Annotated in this window: 16 protein-coding genes and 1 other RNA gene; 1 reads left to right on the plus strand and 16 read right to left on the minus strand. The window is 27.7% G+C overall.

The window, feature by feature from the left end:
* Positions 1-2: 2 nt before the first annotated feature.
* From ACOBME_RS05190 to ACOBME_RS05225, 8 genes are all read right to left on the minus strand, one after another.
* The gene (locus ACOBME_RS05190) at positions 3-3,875 is read right to left on the minus strand and encodes an AAA domain-containing protein (RefSeq protein WP_419334517.1); all 3,873 of its coding nucleotides are present in this window, start codon (positions 3,873-3,875) and stop codon (positions 3-5) included.
* 122 nt (positions 3,876-3,997) lie between these two features.
* Positions 3,998-4,399, minus strand: coding sequence for a 30S ribosomal protein S9 (rpsI, locus tag ACOBME_RS05195; RefSeq protein WP_338964533.1), 402 nt, complete (start codon positions 4,397-4,399; stop codon positions 3,998-4,000).
* A gap of 11 nt (positions 4,400-4,410) precedes the next feature.
* On the minus strand, positions 4,411-4,851 hold the full coding sequence (gene rplM / locus ACOBME_RS05200; RefSeq protein ID WP_338964536.1) for a 50S ribosomal protein L13: 441 nt from the start codon (positions 4,849-4,851) through the stop codon (positions 4,411-4,413).
* Positions 4,852-4,961: 110 nt separating this feature from the next.
* Positions 4,962-6,203 (minus strand): serine hydroxymethyltransferase, encoded by a 1,242-nt coding sequence (locus ACOBME_RS05205; RefSeq protein WP_338964539.1) that lies wholly within the window; start codon positions 6,201-6,203, stop codon positions 4,962-4,964.
* An 89-nt stretch (positions 6,204-6,292) separates the two neighbouring features.
* A complete protein-coding gene (locus ACOBME_RS05210) occupies positions 6,293-7,249 on the minus strand; it encodes a hypothetical protein (protein WP_338964541.1) in 957 nt (318 codons plus the stop codon).
* A 74-nt stretch (positions 7,250-7,323) separates the two neighbouring features.
* Positions 7,324-7,986 (minus strand): uracil-DNA glycosylase, encoded by a 663-nt coding sequence (locus tag ACOBME_RS05215; RefSeq protein ID WP_338964543.1) that lies wholly within the window; start codon positions 7,984-7,986, stop codon positions 7,324-7,326.
* A gap of 154 nt (positions 7,987-8,140) precedes the next feature.
* Positions 8,141-8,422: a hypothetical protein gene (locus ACOBME_RS05220; RefSeq protein ID WP_419334521.1), complete on the minus strand. Its 282-nt coding sequence runs from the start codon at positions 8,420-8,422 to the stop codon at positions 8,141-8,143.
* Positions 8,423-8,473: 51 nt separating this feature from the next.
* Positions 8,474-8,662: a lipoprotein gene (locus tag ACOBME_RS05225; RefSeq protein ID WP_338964549.1), complete on the minus strand. Its 189-nt coding sequence runs from the start codon at positions 8,660-8,662 to the stop codon at positions 8,474-8,476.
* Positions 8,663-8,950: 288 nt separating this feature from the next.
* Between ACOBME_RS05225 and ACOBME_RS05230 the strand changes: the two genes are divergently transcribed.
* Entirely contained in the window at positions 8,951-9,553 is a 603-nt protein-coding gene (locus ACOBME_RS05230) for an IMPACT family protein (RefSeq protein WP_419334523.1), read from the plus strand.
* On the opposite strand, the gene trmB is transcribed toward ACOBME_RS05230, so the two are convergent.
* The 8 genes from trmB to ACOBME_RS05270 form a co-directional block, all read right to left on the minus strand.
* Entirely contained in the window at positions 9,519-10,169 is a 651-nt protein-coding gene (trmB, locus tag ACOBME_RS05235; RefSeq protein ID WP_419334525.1) for a tRNA (guanosine(46)-N7)-methyltransferase TrmB, read from the minus strand. The two genes, ACOBME_RS05230 and trmB, sit on opposite strands and share 35 nt — an antisense overlap.
* Complete coding sequence (locus ACOBME_RS05240) at positions 10,153-12,084, minus strand: EAL domain-containing protein (RefSeq protein WP_419334527.1); 1,932 nt, start codon at positions 12,082-12,084, stop codon at positions 10,153-10,155. Before ACOBME_RS05240 ends, trmB begins: the two co-directional genes overlap by 17 nt.
* A gap of 224 nt (positions 12,085-12,308) precedes the next feature.
* Positions 12,309-12,740, minus strand: a transfer-messenger RNA (tmRNA) gene (ssrA, locus tag ACOBME_RS05245).
* A gap of 48 nt (positions 12,741-12,788) precedes the next feature.
* Positions 12,789-14,060: a hypothetical protein gene (locus ACOBME_RS05250; protein ID WP_338964560.1), complete on the minus strand. Its 1,272-nt coding sequence runs from the start codon at positions 14,058-14,060 to the stop codon at positions 12,789-12,791.
* 18 nt (positions 14,061-14,078) lie between these two features.
* Positions 14,079-15,263, minus strand: a complete 1,185-nt coding sequence (locus tag ACOBME_RS05255) for a hypothetical protein (RefSeq protein ID WP_419334529.1) — start codon at positions 15,261-15,263, stop codon at positions 14,079-14,081.
* A 12-nt stretch (positions 15,264-15,275) separates the two neighbouring features.
* Positions 15,276-17,156, minus strand: coding sequence for a DUF4091 domain-containing protein (locus ACOBME_RS05260; protein WP_419334531.1), 1,881 nt, complete (start codon positions 17,154-17,156; stop codon positions 15,276-15,278).
* A gap of 20 nt (positions 17,157-17,176) precedes the next feature.
* A complete protein-coding gene (locus tag ACOBME_RS05265) occupies positions 17,177-17,485 on the minus strand; it encodes a hypothetical protein (RefSeq protein WP_338964568.1) in 309 nt (102 codons plus the stop codon).
* Between the two features lie 10 nt (positions 17,486-17,495).
* On the minus strand, positions 17,496-18,521 hold the full coding sequence (locus tag ACOBME_RS05270) for a hypothetical protein (protein WP_419334533.1): 1,026 nt from the start codon (positions 18,519-18,521) through the stop codon (positions 17,496-17,498).
* Positions 18,522-18,710 lie beyond the last annotated feature (189 nt).

The raw sequence follows: 18,710 nt of genomic DNA on the forward strand, positions 1-18,710 counted from the left end.
TTCTATAATAAATCTTTTGCATGTCAAATAAGACCATAATTATCAATAATTCGTAAAATTTCATAATATGCTTTAATTGTGGTTGTTACATTTGGATTAATAATCGTTGGAATCTCAACATCAATATTAGCAAAGAAATTAATTGCTCCAATAATAATTAACATATTTTTTGCCCTAGAAAAGGCAACATTTAACCGTTCATACTTTTTAACAAATTCTTTATTAGCATTAAGTTGCCGTTGTGGATGACGAACAGTATTAACAATAACTATTTCTGTTTCTCGTCCTTGATAATCATCAACAGTTGAGACTTCAACTTTAATATTTTTAAACTTTAAATTACTAATAGTTTTCCGTAATTTTTTTACATGCAATCCATAAAAACTAATCACCGCTACTTTTGGTTGTTTTTTTAACTTCGCAGTTAAATCATTATATCCTGTATCAATTAACATAAGAGTTTTAATCGTTAAATTAATTTCTAATCAATTAAAAAGACTGGTACTACCACTTTCACCTTGTTCATAAACAAAGTTTTGGTTTTCATCTTTTGTTGAATCAATTCAATAAATTGCTTTTTTACTATCAAAAATTTTTAAACCCTTCTCATTTTCAACGGTAACATAATGTTGTTTTTCGTTATTTTGATTTTCTTGATCTCCTAATTGTAATTGGTTTTCATAAAACACATTAACAATTCGCATAATATCTTCATGACTACGATACTGATTAACTAAAATTTCTTTAACAGAATCGTCACATTTTGAAATAATCTTTTTAAACATTGAATTAGTTACTAACTCTAAGAAATCATGATAACTATAATTTTCATTATAATTATCATTAATCAAAGCAACATCTTCTTCACGATATGGCATAATTGGTGGTAACTGACGATAATCACCAACTAGAACCACCGCTTTACCATATACTAGCGGCATAAAAATTTCCATTGGTGTTAATTTACTTACTTCATCAATGACAACAACATCGAACCCAAATTTTTTAATATCAATATCAGCAATATTATAATCTTGTAAAACCTTATTTTTACTTTGGGCATATGATTGATTTGAAGTTGCGGTCATTGCAACAACATTAACACTGTCTTGCAAAAACTGATTAGCATAGTTAACAGTGTCGCGTTCCATTGCTGGAGTAAAACGATCATTTTGAATTCCTTCTTGGTTTAAAAAAGCGGCAATATTATAATTTCTATCTAAGAAAGTAATCATATTATTAACAAAATTACCTTTTGTTGCTTTTTCATTAATAATGGTATTCATATCATGATCAATGCCATTAATGACCTTATCAATTTCATTAATTGTCGCAGTAATATCTTTTACAACTAAATTTAAATTAAAAATATGATTAATACTATTAACAATATTTTCAATTTCGATTTTCAAAGCATCAATGCGATTACGTAATGCTGCAATGTCTACTTCTAAATATGATATTTCTTGAGCATTTTTACTAACATCAATTTGATTCATTAATTTTTCATTATTATTAATTTGTTCTTCATAATGTGTTTTTAATTTTAACAGATCGTTTTTAAATTTTTGTTGTAAGTTTTGATAAATAACATTATCTTGTTTTAACGAAAGTTGTTGTTTTAACTCCGTAATTTCATTTTGCGCCGCTTGAAGTTTCTCAATTCATGCATCATCGCGGAATTCTTGCCTAACGTTCTTTAATTCTGTTAATTCTTGTTCTTTTTTTACCAATAATGGATCAACAGTTCCTGATTTTGTTAATAATTGTTGATAAGTACTTGTTAATGAATATGATTCGTCAAATTTAAAACCTAACTTTTCTTGAATTAAAGTTCCAAAATATTTATTAAATAATTCAACTAAGTCCGCCGTTGCGGTAATAATTCCTTCTCAACTTAAGTTGCCTAAAAACTCTATCATATTATCAATATTATTAATTTCAACTTTTAATTTTCGATTATTAGTTTGATATTCTAATTTTTGATTGCCTAATCTTTCTTGTTCAGCAACTAATTCATTTACCTTTTGTGTTCAAGTATTATAATCTTTAATTTCTTTTTCAAGCATCTTTGCCCGAGCTTTAAGACTTTGTAATTCCTTCTTCTGATTTTCATAATCATAATCAATCGCATTTCATTTTGTTAAATATTGGCGCATTAAATGCGAATAAATAAAACGATAATTATTAAAAATTAATTTATCCGGATTAAAATCATTAAAACGATTTTTTTTACGAACTTCTTCTCCGGTTAAACGTAATGGCACTAACATTGGTGTTTTATATAATCTTGCTAAAACATTATCAATTGCAGTATGATTTTGAGAAGATATTAAAACCCTTTTCCCAAGTTTAGCATACTGATAAACTAATTCAGCAATAAACTCAGTTTTCCCTGTTCCCGGAGGTCCTTGCAATAAGAAAATGTCTTGAGAATTAAGTGCTTTTACTAATGCTTTTTTTTGATTTAAATTCAAATTAGTCGAAGCAAAATGCAATTGTTCTAACGCAATTAAATGATGCTGTGATTTTAATTTAACATCTTCAATATTAAAAATATAATTAATTAAATAAGGGTTGGCAACATCATTTTTACTAATTTTATCTAAAATGATATTACTACGGCGAATTAAAGTTGAATCTCCTTTTCCAATATAAGTTAAATAACCATACTGAGGAATAATGTTTGTTAATTCTTTTGTTGAAATATCATCATCATTTTTTATTTCATAAAAGCAATTAATAATTTGATATTTACTTAAATGCTCAGCAACTAATTTAATTGTTGCTGGATCAATCTCTTTCTCTTTTGTAATATTATTTTCAATCATATAAAGTTTCATTATTTCCTTAATTACATTAAGATCCGGTTTTTGTTGTTCTTTTGTTGTTGCAATATTAAAACCTAAATCATAAATATCGGTGCCATCTTGCGCATAACTATCACTAAAATTAAAAATAAACAATGTTAAGGGGTTTTCTTTTTGATATGTTCGATTAATTTGCAATCCCGTCATACTTAAATTATTTAATCCTTCTAAAACACGATACTTATTAAAATCATCTAAAATTAATTCTAACTCAATAACATTTACTTCTTCATAAGAAGGATTAATCTTGATACTTTTATTAATAAAATGCTTTTTATTAACATACCAAAAATTAGGTGTTAAAAAACGAGCATCATGAAAAGTTTCCACTGCTGCAACTGTTTTTGGGATTTTCACATATTCTGTTAATTTCCGTGTTAAATATAAGCATGAATTATTACGCTTATATTCTAAATTCTGGCTTTGAAATTGAAGATATTGTAATCAGCGTTCTTTTTCTTCAGAAAAAGATGAAATTAAGAACTTCATATTAGCAAAAACATTTGAATCAAAAATAGTTCGTAATCTTGCTTCATCAATTCAAAAATTATCCGCTATTTCTAAGACAACAGTCGTTGCCGTTGTCTCAAATTCTTGTTTCTCTTTTTCCATTGCTGTTAAAAAGATGTTTTTAACATTAACAATTCCAATTTGTGGGTCAATATCACCAAAAATTGTTAACGATAAGTTTGGATCTAAAATATCATCAAAGCCCGAAATTGATTTAAAGCGAATTAAAATATCATACAGTTCTTTTGTTTCGCCTTTTTTATCTTTTTTAATCTTTGCTTGATCATTAATTAAACTAACAAAAAAATCAGCGATATAGATCTCCTTTTTTAAAAAAAGATCTAATCCATTCACTGTTGTAATATTTTTTAAACGGAGGTTCTTAACATCATCATCAGTAAATTTACTCTTCGCATTTGTTAAAAAGTATAAATTTAATAATAAATTCTTACCATTAAATTTATCCCCTTGAATTGTAAATTCTGTTAATGCCATTAGTCCACCACTCTTATCCATATATAATTATACTAAACTTATATTAGATAACAATCAAAGCGATTAAAAACAGTGAAAATAAAAAAGAGAATATTTTTGAAATATTCTCTTGATAAAAATACCTATCTTTTTGAGTATTGTGGTGCTCTTCTCGCTCCGTGTAACCCGTATTTTTTACGTTCTTTAATACGGGCATCACGAGTTAGCATTCCTGTATGTCTTAATAAGGTTTTATAATCTTGTGAAGCTTCAACTAGTGCTCTTGCGATTCCTAGTCTTGTTGCTCCCGCTTGTCCGGTAAAACCACCACCAGATACTTTAACACGAATATCAAATTCTGATTTTACACCAGTAATTTCTAAAGGTTGTTCAAAATCCTGCACTAATGTTGCATATGGGAAAAATTCTAACGCTAGTTTCCCATTTACAACCACATTTCCTTTACCAGGAGTCAATACAACTTGGGCAATAGAAGATTTTCTTCTTCCTGTCCCACGATAAATAACTTCTTGTTTTTTTGCCATACCCGCTCCTTTTATTTATCAGTTAATTCTAACTTAATTGGTTGTTGTGCTTCATGGGGATGTTCGTTACCAGCATAAACCAATAAATTACGAAATAATTTACTTCCTAATTTATTTTTTGGTAACATTCCTTTAATTGCGTGTTCAACTGGATAAATTGGTTTTTTAACTAGCATATCTTTTGCTGTTGTTCGTTTTAACCCACCTGGGTGTTGTGAATGATGATAATAAATTTTACCCTTTAATTTATTTCCTGAAAAATTAACTTTATCAGCATTATAAATAATAACATTATCACCACAATCAACGTGCGGCGTATACGCTGGTTTATTTTTTCCTTTTAAGATCATTGCGACTTTGCTTACTAAACGTCCTAAAACTAGACCTTTAGCATCAATAACATATCATTTCTTTTCAACTTTTGCTGAATTCAAGATAGTAGTTTGTCTCATGCCAATGCCTCCTAACATTATTCCGTACCAGGGTCCAATGTATAAAGCAGTAATATTATAACTAAAAAAGCAAGGATAAGCAACAATTTAAACTGATATTTCCAAATTAATTATGTTGTTAAATGTCAATTTGAATAAATTGGAAAATTATGCAAAAGTTTTTTAACTTCGTTTTGATATTTTGCAATATTTTCATCAGTGGGTTCTTTCAACACATAATAAATTATTTCCCCAATTTGTTGGAATTCTTTGCTCCCAAAACCACGTGTTGTCATTGCTGCTGTTCCTAAACGAATCCCGCTTGTAACAACAGGTGATTCTTGGTCAAAAGGAATCATATTTTTATTACAGATAATACCAATTTTTTGTAAAATCTCTTCTGCTTGTTGTCCTGATATTCCCAAACTGCTTTTTACATCAACCATTAATAAATGATTATCTGTCCCATCAGCAACTAAACGAAGATTTTTTCCTTTTAAAGTTGTTGCTAAAACCTTTGCATTATTTACAATTTCAGCTTGATATTGATTAAATGGGGGCTCTAATGCTTCTAAAAAACATTGCGCTTTTGCCGCAATTACATGTTCTAACGGTCCTCCTTGATTACCAGGAAAAACAGCACCATCAATTTTCTTTGCTCATTTTTGTTTTGATAAAATTAAACCACCACGTGGGCCACGTAATGTTTTATGTGTTGTTGAAGTAATAACATCAGCATATGGGATTGGTGACTGGTGTAATCCAGCAGCAACTAAACCAGCAATATGAGCCATATCAACCATTAATAAAGCACCAACTTTATCAGCAATAACGCGAAACTTTTTAAAATCAATTTCACGCGAATAAGCACTTGCTCCAGCAACAATTAACTTTGGTTTAACTTCCACCGCAATTTTTTCAATTGCATCATAATCTAACATTTCTGTTTTTGGATCAACACCATAACTGCAAAAATTATATAAGCGACCAGAAAAATTAACTTTATGTCCATGCGTTAAATGTCCTCCAGCAGCTAAATCCATTGCTAAAATCGTATCGTGTGGTTGTAATAATGCATAATAGGCTGATGCATTTGCTTGACTACCAGAATGGGCTTGAACATTAGCGTGTTCTGCTTGAAATAGTTCTTTTACTTTATCAATTGCTAATTGCTCAATTTGGTCAATATATTCACACCCTCCATAATAACGATGAAACGGATATCCTTCAGCATACTTGTTTGTTAAAATTGAACCTGTAACAGCTAAAACTGCTTCACTAACATAATTTTCTGAAGCAATTAATTCAATATGGTCTTGTTGCCGCTTTAATTCTAAGTTAATTAATTCTTTAATTTGCGGATTTACTTTCATTATTTTCATCTCCATTCTATTTTTTCTATTATCATTATATAGTTATAAATAAAAAAATAACTTAAATAAAGTTATTTTTTCATCATCTTTTAATATTGTAAACTGGCATTGGTATCTTTATGAATCAATGGTGAAACAGCCCGATAAGTAATATAAATAATTGCTGAATTAAATAAAACTTTTAATGGGGCCATTGCCAATCGCGAAATCATTGTCACTCCATAACCATCCGTTCCACTTTTTTTATTTTGTGAAACTGTTAAGAACGCAATATCCCCCCAGGCGGATATTAGCGTGGTGACTCAATATTCATTAATAACAGCCAGCATAATAATGGCCACTAAATCTCAGTAGCGTTTTTTGGTTTTATCAAAGTAGCGATAAACAAACATTATTATTCAAATAATAACAATTGTTCCTCCTGTTCCAAACCCAATAATATAAATTAAGACAACCTTACTAACCTCTAAACCAGCAAATAAAGTAATTGTTTCTACTGGTGAATATCAAGTCATTACCCCAGCAAAAGTTCCAAAAATTATAATAAAAATATTTGTTAACATAAATAGAACTCATTTATGTTTTCCAACAGCGCGATTAATTGATGATGCACATCCCGACAAAAACCCATATGAAGCAATAACAATAATGTAAGCAACATGGACATAGGAAGGAACAAATAACATAACAATTAAATCTGTTATTACCCCCGACAATAAACCGACAATTGGGCCAAAGATAAAACCACTAATTTTTACCATTAATCCTTCAAAAGCAATCCGAACGGGTGGAAAAACAGTAATTGGGACTGTTACGGAAATAATAATTGTAGCCGTTGCTGATACTGCAGCTAACATTGTAATATATGCGATATTTTTTGTTGTAAAACGAATCCCGTGATAACGTTTAGGATTGATTAAATAATACAAACCATTATAAACACAATATATGACAAAAAGTGCGCCTATTACCCCACTAGCAATATATGCCATTTTATTACTATACAAGATTTTCGATATATCGCTAAATGTTGTTAATAAACTCATAATATCCCCGCAATCTACATGTTGATAAAATAAAGCTTTTGTGGAGTCAATATTTTACATAATACAATTATACATTACATTTTTCATTCAATTATGTTTTTTTTATTTTTTAAAAGTAAATTATTAATTTTTATAAAAAATTGTTGATCTTTAAACAAGTTATAGCTAAAAGGTGACGGATGTGATCCCTTAATAATATTACTTTTGTTAGTAATATACTCACTATATTGTTTTGCATAATTGCCCCATAAAACATAAATAATGGCATCGTGAATTTGATTTAAATAAATAATTAAATTTTGGCTAAAAGTTGTTCAACCAATATCTTTATGACTCAGTGGCGTTTTGGTAACAACACTACCAATTGTATTATATAAAAAAACACCTTCTTTAACTCAATGTTCTAAATTACCACTAGCATGATGGTCAACCCCTAAATCCTTTTTTAATTCATGAAAAATATTAACTAAACTTGGTGGGTTTTTAATACCACTACTAACACTGAAAGCTAATCCATTAGCTTGGCCAGGGCCATGGTATGGGTCTTGACCAATAATTACAACTTTAATATCTTTTGGTTCAATTAAAGTAAATAATCGAAAAATATCGGTTTTTTGGGGATAACAAATATTTTTTTCATATTCATTATCAATATTTTTTAACAATTGTTGAAAATATGGTTTTTTAATTTCATTATCAAAAAACTCTCTCCAACCAACTGCATACTTTATTCACATTATTTTATCTCCTATTACTTGTCTGAAATATTGTAATTATTAGTATTTATTTTTTGCAAATTAATTATATCAAAAACTTTTTTAAATCCAATGATTCTTGAACTAAAACCTTTGATGTTTTAAAAACATTAAATATTTTAATATTATTAATTCTTTAAATGCTATTGGATTTAAAAACTAACTTATAATTATAATTTTTTGAATTATATTTTAATAATAAATCTACGTCAAGATTAAATTTTTGGGTTTTACAATAAAGCACGAATTTACTTTTTCCATTCTCTTTATTATCAATTATCTGTACATTGGTAAAATTTCAAATGTTATTTTCTAATTTAATATTTAAACCATTTGATATTTTTTCATATTCTTGAATTAAATAACTAATTACACCATCTTTGTTTGAGACATCATCGGTTTTTATTATATTTTTCATATTATCTTTATTAATTTTAACTCCTATACTAGGTTTTAAATCTACACTATATTAGCTAATCTCCGCCCCGCTACATTTTGCCATTTTAGTAGAATCTACGTTAAAAAATAAACTGCTCATAAAAAATGAATTAATATAGGCTTGATCGCTTTCTGAAAATTGATTTTTACAAGCAACACTATTTGCTGTTCCAAGTCCAGTTAAAGATATTGTACCTAATATACTTAATATTTTCTTCATATTTTTTATTTTTCCTCCCACTGTTTATTTAATATTTTTATTATATTTGTTTTTCTTTTGTTGTCAAATTTTTTATTTCCAATAGCGTATAACCAAGTTATCAAATAAATTATGGTTAAAAGAAACTTTGCCTAAAATGAAAAAAAACATTAAGGTTATCTATCAAATAAATAGTAAGAAAAACAACAAAGAATGCTAACATTTATTTTAAATTATTATAAAATAATTTTATAAAAAATATGAAAATCTTTATCAAAAATTAAGAAAGCAAAATAAAGTGGTGAAGAAATGCAAGAACTAAAAGAAAACAAAATAATTATTGGAGAAATGACCATTAAAAAGTCACGTTTTATTTGTTTGCTACAAAAAGTTACTTCTGAACAAGCAGCCCTTGCTTTTATTAAAACAAACCAGCAATTAAATGCAAATCATAATTGTTATGCATATATTATCGGAAAAAATCAAAATATTATGCGAAAATACGATGATGGCGAACCAAGCAATACTGCTGGCAAACCAATTTTAGATATTTTATTACATCATCATCTTACCAATGTTGTCTGTTTAGTTATTCGCTATTTTGGAGGTATTAAATTAGGGGCCGGCGGGTTAATTTGTGCTTATGCAAATAGTGTTAAAATGAATTTAAAAAATAGTGAATTAATCCCTTTTTTAGAAACAAAAGAAATTATTATTCAATTTCCTATTAGTAAAATTAAACTTGTTGATGAGTATTTAACTTATCATTATTCAAACATTAAAATTAAAAAAACTTTTAACGAATCAATTAGTTATACATTTAGTCTTGCAACCACAGAAATCCCTCGTTTAACTTTATGAACAAACAATAATGCGATTAATCTAATTCTTTCTGAACATAAATATAGTTAATATTTTTTCCAAGTTGTACAAAACGACGTTCATATTCGGTTGGAATATTATTTTCAAGATACTCACTATCATATAAATCAGTCGTGTAATCAATAACTTTTCAGTTATTTGTTTGAAAGGATTCTAACGAATAAGCAAATAACTGATCGTTATCTGTTTTAAAATGAATTTCACCATTTGTTTGTAAAATTAATTGGTAGAATTCTAAAAATTTTATGTTAGTTAAACGCCGCTTTTCGTGGCGTACTTTTGGTCATGGGTCAGAAAAATTTAAATAAATTCTATTAACTTCCTGGGGCGCAAAAATGTCTAATAACATAGTCGCATCAAAAGCAATAATTTTTAAATTTGGTAAATTTTCAGCAACAATTTTCTTTAACGCTAAAACCATAACTGAAGGATACCGTTCAATTGCTAAAAAATTTTGTTCTGGATATTTTTTTGCTAAAGTAACAATAAATTCACCCTTTCCTGTTCCAATTTCAATGTTTAAGGGATGGTTATTTTTGAAAACAGTTTTTGCTCATTGTCCTTGATAATTTTCTGGATTCTGTAAGGCAACCGTTGGATTGCTTTCAATATATTCTTCTGCTCAAGGCTTATATCTTAGTCTCATCTTGTGACCCTTTCATTTTATTTTTTAATAATGCTAATTTTATCTCACGACTAACTTCCAATTGTTGTTCATCATAAGTACCAAACAATGAACCAAACATATAATCAATTTTTAGTTCTTTTAATTTACTATATCCTAAGTAACTATTAACTTGTGGCGCAATTAAAATAACATCAATTTTTTTTGCTAAAATAATATATTCCTTAATTAAGTTTTGATAATGTAAATGAATAAACATTTCTCGAATAATGGTTGGGGCAAAAATAGCATAATTAGGCTCATAATAATACAAACTATTTAATTCAGTATCAATTCCACCAAAGTTTTTAACTGCCACCTCAATTCCAATGTTTTTAATTGCCGTTAAATTTTGTTTAAATTGTTCTGGGTCAAAACCAGTTTCCATTAAATCAAACGTTAAAATTAAATTCGAAGGTTTAATTTTTAATTCAATTAATTTTGTTGCAAATTTTTTTAAGTTAAACTGTTCACCAGCAATAAAACTAGCTGGATAAGTAATAAATAATTTTTGTTCTAAATAATTATCTAACTTTTGAAAATTTTTAATGTTTAAAGCAGTATTAAAACGTACTAACATTGTTTCATGAACAAGTCCTCCAAAATTACTAATATTCTTGGTAAACATTAGATCGCTATCAACACCATCAACCAAGTTATTACTATAATGGTATACTAATTTAAAATCATCAGTGACATTAACAATTGGCGAATATAAACTAACAATCTTTTCTAATTGCGTATGTTCATTTAAAGCTAAAATACTGCGTTTTTGATTTGATAACTCCTTAATATGTCCCGGATCAACAAAAATAATTTGATTTAAATATTCAATGTTTAAACGATTATCAGCAGTAGCAATATTATATTCTTTTAACTTATTTAAATCATTCGATTGCAAACCATATAATGAAGCATAACCTTGTAATTTAACAATTATTTTGTATTTTTTAAAAATAAAACTAGTATTAACTTGTCCTAATAAAATTTCAAATTCTTTTAATAAATCAGTTTCTGGTCGTAATTTGCTTTTGTTATGTAGCAAAATATTACCAATATTAATTTTTTCATCCTGACTAAGGGGCACAAAAATTCCAAAGTGATTTAAGCTTGCCTTAAAAAATAAAACATTTTGGTCTTTTCATAAGGTAAAAACTTGGTTTGAAATTAAGTCAATAATTTTATTTTTAATATTGCTGCTTAAAAAACGATCTAGTTTTTCAACATTATTAATCATAAAAGTAAAATAAATTCCATGTCGAATTTTATTTTTATGAATGACATTATAAATAGCATCGTGTGCTAATGCTTCACGAACATAACTGTTTCGATCATATTCAATAATATTTTGTAATTTTAAAGCATGAATATAAATTAATTCAATAATTGCACAAATACTATAAGCAAAATAACTCATTGTAATCCACACTAAAACATATAATTCATTTACTAAGTTTGCTGAAACAGCCATAATTCTAGATTGAAATAAAATAATAATTGATGTTGTAATAAACGACGCTAATGCTAATAATGACCAACTTGTTCATTTTGTTCATTTAAAGTATCAACTAATAAAAATAATAATTAAACTTAGTCCATAAAGGACTGTAACCATAACAATATTAGATGTTCCCGTTAAAGATAAAAAATAGTTATTAGTTAGATGTGGTAACACCCCAAATAAGAAAGTAAACATAATAATCGTATATAAAATTGTTGATAAATAAGAAATAAAAACCCCAATCATTCAGCAAACTATTATTGGCAAAAAGATATTAATAACAATCATCGTATTTGCTTCCCCTGTTTTTGGTGGGACAAAAACTAGAATCAAACCTTGCGCAATAATAACTAAAATGGCAAAAACACCACCAATAACTGCTTGGTAATAAATCATAAACCGAGTAAAATAATTTCGAACTAAACCTCAGGTAAAAACATAAATAAGAGTAAAAATAAGTATAAAGAATAAATATACAAAAATAATACTTAAAATATTACCCACTTATTTTCACCTCATTTAAAAATATATGCATTGTTTTTATTATATCATTCCTTTTAAATACTTTTTAAAATTTACACCCTTAAAAATAAGTTTTAAAAAGGACTTAAAATAAAAAATGGTGGAGATGGCGGGAATTGAACCCGCGTCCACAAACAACTTTCTAATATCTTCTACAGTTTAGTCTAATCATCTTTCTTTCATTATTTAATAGTGGGACTAGACAACTAATTAAATAACTAGATAATAAGTTGTTTTCAAAACCCTAACATTATCAATTAGAATTTCTATTAGATTAAGTATTTAGATACGATAATGGTTAATAACCTACAATTAACTATTATTACGGCTAGCTATTCTCTAACAACGAGAAATTAAACTGCTAACGCTTGAAATTGACCAGCAAATTGATTGTTCATCATGAATGCTGGAATTTCAACTTTGTCTTCGTTTTGTTTTTTGTTTGCGTTTCTTCAAACCTAGAAGCATTATAGTCTGCCAAACTACTGCCGATACTAGTAGATCATTCCTGTCGAAACCAGAACACCCCCATACTTTAATTATACTATCAAATTACCCAACAGTAAATAAAAATCTTTTTATGCATCGGATTTGATCTGACATAACTGTTTAAAATGATACTCTCGTTTAATTCCTTTCCCAGTTTTAAGAGCGAAACTATTACGAGTTAGGGCATAACAATCAAGAATAAAATCAAAACCACTAAAAACCAAAGGAAATAATAGGAAAAGGCCCATTCCTCGTAAATAATCTTTTTGTAATCAAAATAATAATCGTTCAACACTTAAACTAGGTTTAACTGTTGGATTATCATTTTTTAAATTCAAGTATTGAACATAGGCATTTAAACTACTAAAAAAGTAACTAAACAACACAAGTGTAACAATTAAAATAACAAATTTAAATAAATTTATCGTAATTTCATAGTAATTTTTACTAATTAAATTTATTATACATAACAAACTTCGGAATAATAATTCAACAAGAAGAAGAAGAATTACAATAATACTTAAAACATAAATGATATTACCTTTGTTTAAAAGATATTGTGTTCCATCATAGTGATAAAATAATCACGCCCTAGCATCTCATTGTAAAACACCCAACAAAAAAATATAACAAATTAAAAGAATTCTTGTTACTTTTAAAATAATAAACACAAAATTAATAACTCTTTCAAAATATAACCATCCTCAAATTTGTTGAAAAATAGAGTTTTTTGTTAAAAGAAAGTCAATTTTTCCTGCTGAATAATGTTTTAAGCGTAAGATTTTTACTGCCGATATTTGAAACTTATTATTATTTTCCTTAAAATCACATTTAAAAAAAGATGTAATTTGCTGATAAAATATCCCATTCGTTTTATAAATAAAATATTTTTCCGCAAAGTGTAATAAACTCACTTGATTAAAATTAACAACTCGAACGACACCACCTGCTAAATCATATTCATTAAAAAGACTTTTAATTTCTTGTTTATTGAAATAAATAACAGTTTTTCATTGATAAAAATATGTCATTGCAAAGAAAAAAACAAAAGTAAAAATACTAAGTGCCGTTGTAATTGCATAAAAAATTTGTCGTGAAAATAAACTTCATTTTGGAAAATAATTAGTGGTAAAAGTAAAATTTGATGTCAAAAATAAACAAAATAATTGAATAACATTACAAAGTAAACCAAGATTGATCATAATTAAGAAAAGATAAAACAATTTACCAACAATATACTTATCGCTAGCTTTTTTGTTTTTAAAATGTTTACCTAAATAAATTCCTTCTCAGCTACTAGCAAAAAGGAAAAATAAAACATTTAATACAATAAAATATTTTAAAGAAATTAAATCTGTCATAAAATTATTTTTCCCCTTCTATTTAAGTTTAAACGATACATGCGTCCCCACACTACCCGTTGTATTATTGATTTTAATATAACTTTTATTACTATTTTTAAACCACGCAAAGACATATGGCAAATTCCCATGTTCGCTAGCTTTTCATAAGTCTTTTAACTGTGTTGTTGGTAGTCAAGGATCGTTAGCATTTGCTTGGGCTCCTTTTTTTAAAATAACCTCAACATCTGCCGCACGCATAAAATGCAAATTATGGACGTAAGTTGATCAATCAACTAAATATTTGGTAACATCGGCCACAACTTCTTGCACAGTAGTTGTCCCATCATATGTTTTATTTGGAACAGGTTTTCAATCAATGTTCCGTCAATCATTAGCATTAAAATCGTTACTTTCAATTGTGACATTTCAAACTGATAAAAATGCTGTTTTTTGGGCAAAAGCAAATCCTTTTCCATCAAGCATTGTTTTATAATTACTATTTGTAACCGTTGGATCAAAGACCAATGTGGCAGTTGCAGCATCAAATTTTAGATAGGTAGTTTCATCTCGTTTCGTATTAATTTCTAAATTAAAGAAACCTTTTGGGGGTGGTTTATTATCATTTCACATCTTTTTACTTTTATAATATGCTACAATTTCTTCATATCCTTGATCAGTTTGTAATATTCGATTAGTACTTTGAATAAAACCAGTCATTAACTTAGCATTATCCCTTGGAACTGGATTATTTGAATAAAACAATGTTTCATTTTTAAAAACATTTAATTGGCTTAAATCAACATTAGTATTTATAATAATCCATTTTTCATTAAGATAATTACCATAATTGTTTGGTGTAATATGAATTGAAAAATAAGTAATTGGCAATAAGTTCCAAACAGCACTAAAATCAATTAAGTAATCTTTATTAGGCGTAGTTTGAGCACCATAATAAATATCAACATTAACTTTTAAAATGTTTAAAGTTTGAACATTATTTTGCAAAATTTCAAGAACAGTACTTCGTAATGTTTGAAAACCACCAAGTTCACTACCTAGCATTTGATCAACTGTTCAATCATAATTTTGAAATACTGTTTCATCAATATTGGCCAAATCAAAATCAAGTTGTTCTGTATGTTGACTCTGACAACTTACGATTGTGCCAACACTTGTCAATAAAAGATTTCCTGCTAATAGTGCCATTAATAACTTTTTCATATAACTCCCTTCTTATAATGAATTAACATACATAAATAATTCATATACTTGTTCTCCAATTGTTTTATGATAAATTAACCCTGGTTGTTCAAACACAACATCATCTAACGTAAACTGCTGTGGATACCACTTATAATGATTATCTCTTGTTGTTGATGCTGGGAATCCAATTGCATTTAATGCCCGATTTAAATAATGTTTTTTATCTGGATATAACTCCATTAACTTCATCATTTTATGAACCATTTCCATACCATCAATATAATTTTTATAAAGAACACTATAGCGTGGTCCATTAATATTTCCAACATAAACTAGGTTATCATCTCCTGATTCAAATTGCCCATTCATTTCTTTTTTTGCATAGTAATCATCACGATATAAGTCAAATGACCACCGAACATAACCATTTGCCCCTAATTTATAGGCCATTAATGGTCCTCAAACTTGTTCACTATTATCAGATTGAATATAAGCAGCAGGAAAATTATTTCATGACGTATAAATCATGGTTGAATTGCCAAAAGATTTTCGACGAATAATATTACTTCGTAGTTTATAAATATTTATATTATTAAACTTTTCAACAATTTCACGATATTGTAAAATCATTTGATCATATTTATTTAAGAAAATATTTTGAATATCATCTTCATCAAAAGGGTTATAACGAAACCGTCAACCAGCAAAAACACTAGATTTAATAACACCATACGGGTCATTTTGAGCAACATTTTTCATTGTTAACTCATTTGTCTTATCAGCTAATTCGTCAAATGATTCATACAAAGTAATTCGTTGTTTATTTGGCGTTAGATACTCTGGTTTATTCCGAATGGCATTTCAATGACTTGATAATGCCTTAATAAATTTACTATGAATTGTATTTAAATATGCTTCAAAATTTTTCCCTGGCATTCCGTTACTTGAATTTACTAACTCCGCCTTAAATTCTCGTTGTGGTCCTTTTTGCGCACCATTTTTAAGGTAAAAGAAACTAAAAGTACCTGGTTCCATTGCTGAAAACATAAATTCAGTATATCCCAACTGCGCAGCAACCTTTAAATATTCATCAAAAGCATTAAAATCAAATTCTCACTCTCAAGCATGATCATTAAAGACGGCATTTAAATCACTGCTTTTAATATAGTCTTCATATTGTTGGTCGGTTCAACCTAGCTTATTTAATTTCCCTACTCATTGAATTAATTGATAATTTCAACCAGGACCATATAAATAAAACGTATTTGATTCTTTTAAAGCTTTTAAATTAGCTAGTAAATATGGTCGCATTGTTGGAGAAAAATATCATGGTAAATTATTATCAAAGGGTCCTTCCTTTTCTGCTGTTGACCTTCCTTCATAATTTAATTTATTTTGCATTGAGTCATTCCCGGTATCAATATATTTCATTCCATTTGAAGGAAACGAAGTAGCACTAAAACCAAATCGTTCACTTAATGGTTTATTAGAATCACCTGTTGTTAAAAGATAATTTTTAATATCAACACTAAACTTACGCACAATTTCTTTTTTAACTTGTTGATTGAACGTAAAGTTTAATTTTACGGTAAAATTTTGAATTCCCGTTTTAGCTTTGGCCCCAACAAAAATACTAATTCAAATTGGTTGAACATCATATTGCATTGTTGCGAGAGTTCTTTCACCTAATGCATCTGGCATATACTGCACCCCAGGATAAATATAACGATTAGAACTTGCTGCATTTGGAAAAGCTTTAATATAAGTCAGAAAAACAACATCACTAATAATATTTGGATCGTTATTATCATTAATAATAGATACTTCTAAATCCTGATATTTATCAAGGTCTTCTTTATTTAATAAAATTAACTGTGTATTAAGATGTTGATTTTTTCATGATGTTAACATTGGGTTATCATTACTACATTTTAAAACATCTGAGCGATTTCCATAAAAAACCTGGTCTCCATTTTTATCTTCATTATAAGCACTATATGTAAATTTTGAATCACCAAAAAGGTATGAAAATAATAATTATCATCTGGAAGTGGATTTTGATTGTTACCACAACCATATTGAAAATTATACTGGTTATCGTATTGACCATGACTACCGCCACCAGAACCGTTTTTTCCTAATCGGCTACAACTAACAACCATCATTACAAATGGCGGAATTAAAACCAGAACTAATAAAATTTGAATACTTTTTTTAAATGATAACTGTTGTCGCATCATATCACCCCTTTTATACCTTAAATCCTAAATGAACCCCCGGCAAAGTACTTAAATCAAGTGAAGTATCTTTAGCATTAATTAATTCTAATCAAACTCAATGTCTTTTTTCTCCACTTGGTGTAGTAAAAGTATATAAATCGCTTAAGATTGTTTCATTATCCAATAAATTAGGACCAGAATAACCATTTTTACGGAATTGTAATTCAAAAGCATCAATTGATAAATCAGAATTATAAATATCTTGCACAGCATTAACAATAAATTGTTTCATCTCAAGATATATGCCATTTAGTTTAGTTTCTAAAGTAACATCCTGATTTAGAATCGCATAATCAAAATTATGGTCTTTAAAATCTTTACTTTGGATTTTAATAACTGGTGCTGTTTGCAATGTAAAAGGCTGGTTTGAAATTTTAAATAATGATGTTTGTAAACGTTCAGGAACATACTTAAATAAATCAGGATTTATTGTTAAAAAATCATTTTGTTCAGGCACAAAGGCTTCACTTAAATTCATAAAAGAACTAATATCCTGATTAATTGTCAACTGTCCTGGTTGTAATTCCATCCCTGCAGTAATATCTAAATTCATCCGTTGAAATTGGGCGTTAAAATTATCAAGAATTATTTTATTATTTAATAATTTATTCCAACTATTAACAAGTTTAGGAACACTATCAATTGGCCCATTTGAATTATCAAATTTAACAAATTTATTATCAACAGATTCTCAACTTTGACGATAATCAAATTCTAAAAATTTATGACCTGTAAAAGGACTTTTTTCTGTTGCAAAAATTCCAACAGTAAATCAAAAAATATAATTAGTATTAGTGAAATCATTAAAATCAATTACTTTTGCATTATAAAAATTATTATCAGTAACATGACCATAATAAATTTCAACATTTAAATTTTTAACAACTTCTATTCCTAAGTTATTTTGCAATCCCATCATAACATTACTACGAATTGATGGCATTAAACCATCATCATATCCACGTAAACTATTTAACCCTCATTTGTTCTTTGTCATAATCGAATCTGGTTTTAACAATAGTCCTAAATTTTTTGTTTCTTGTCACCATAAATTAGCAGAAACCAAACTAAAACCCGTAACTATAGGAAAAATAACTGCTAATAAGCAAAATACTCTCTTCAAATTCGCTATCTCCGTTTTTCCTTTTGTGTTGATATTTCTAAGTCTAAAATAAATTATAGTAAA

The organism is Spiroplasma endosymbiont of Sarcophaga variegata, from assembly GCF_965178695.1.
Taxonomy (GTDB): Bacteria; Bacillota_I; Bacilli_A; order Mycoplasmatales; family Mycoplasmataceae; genus Spiroplasma; species Spiroplasma poulsonii.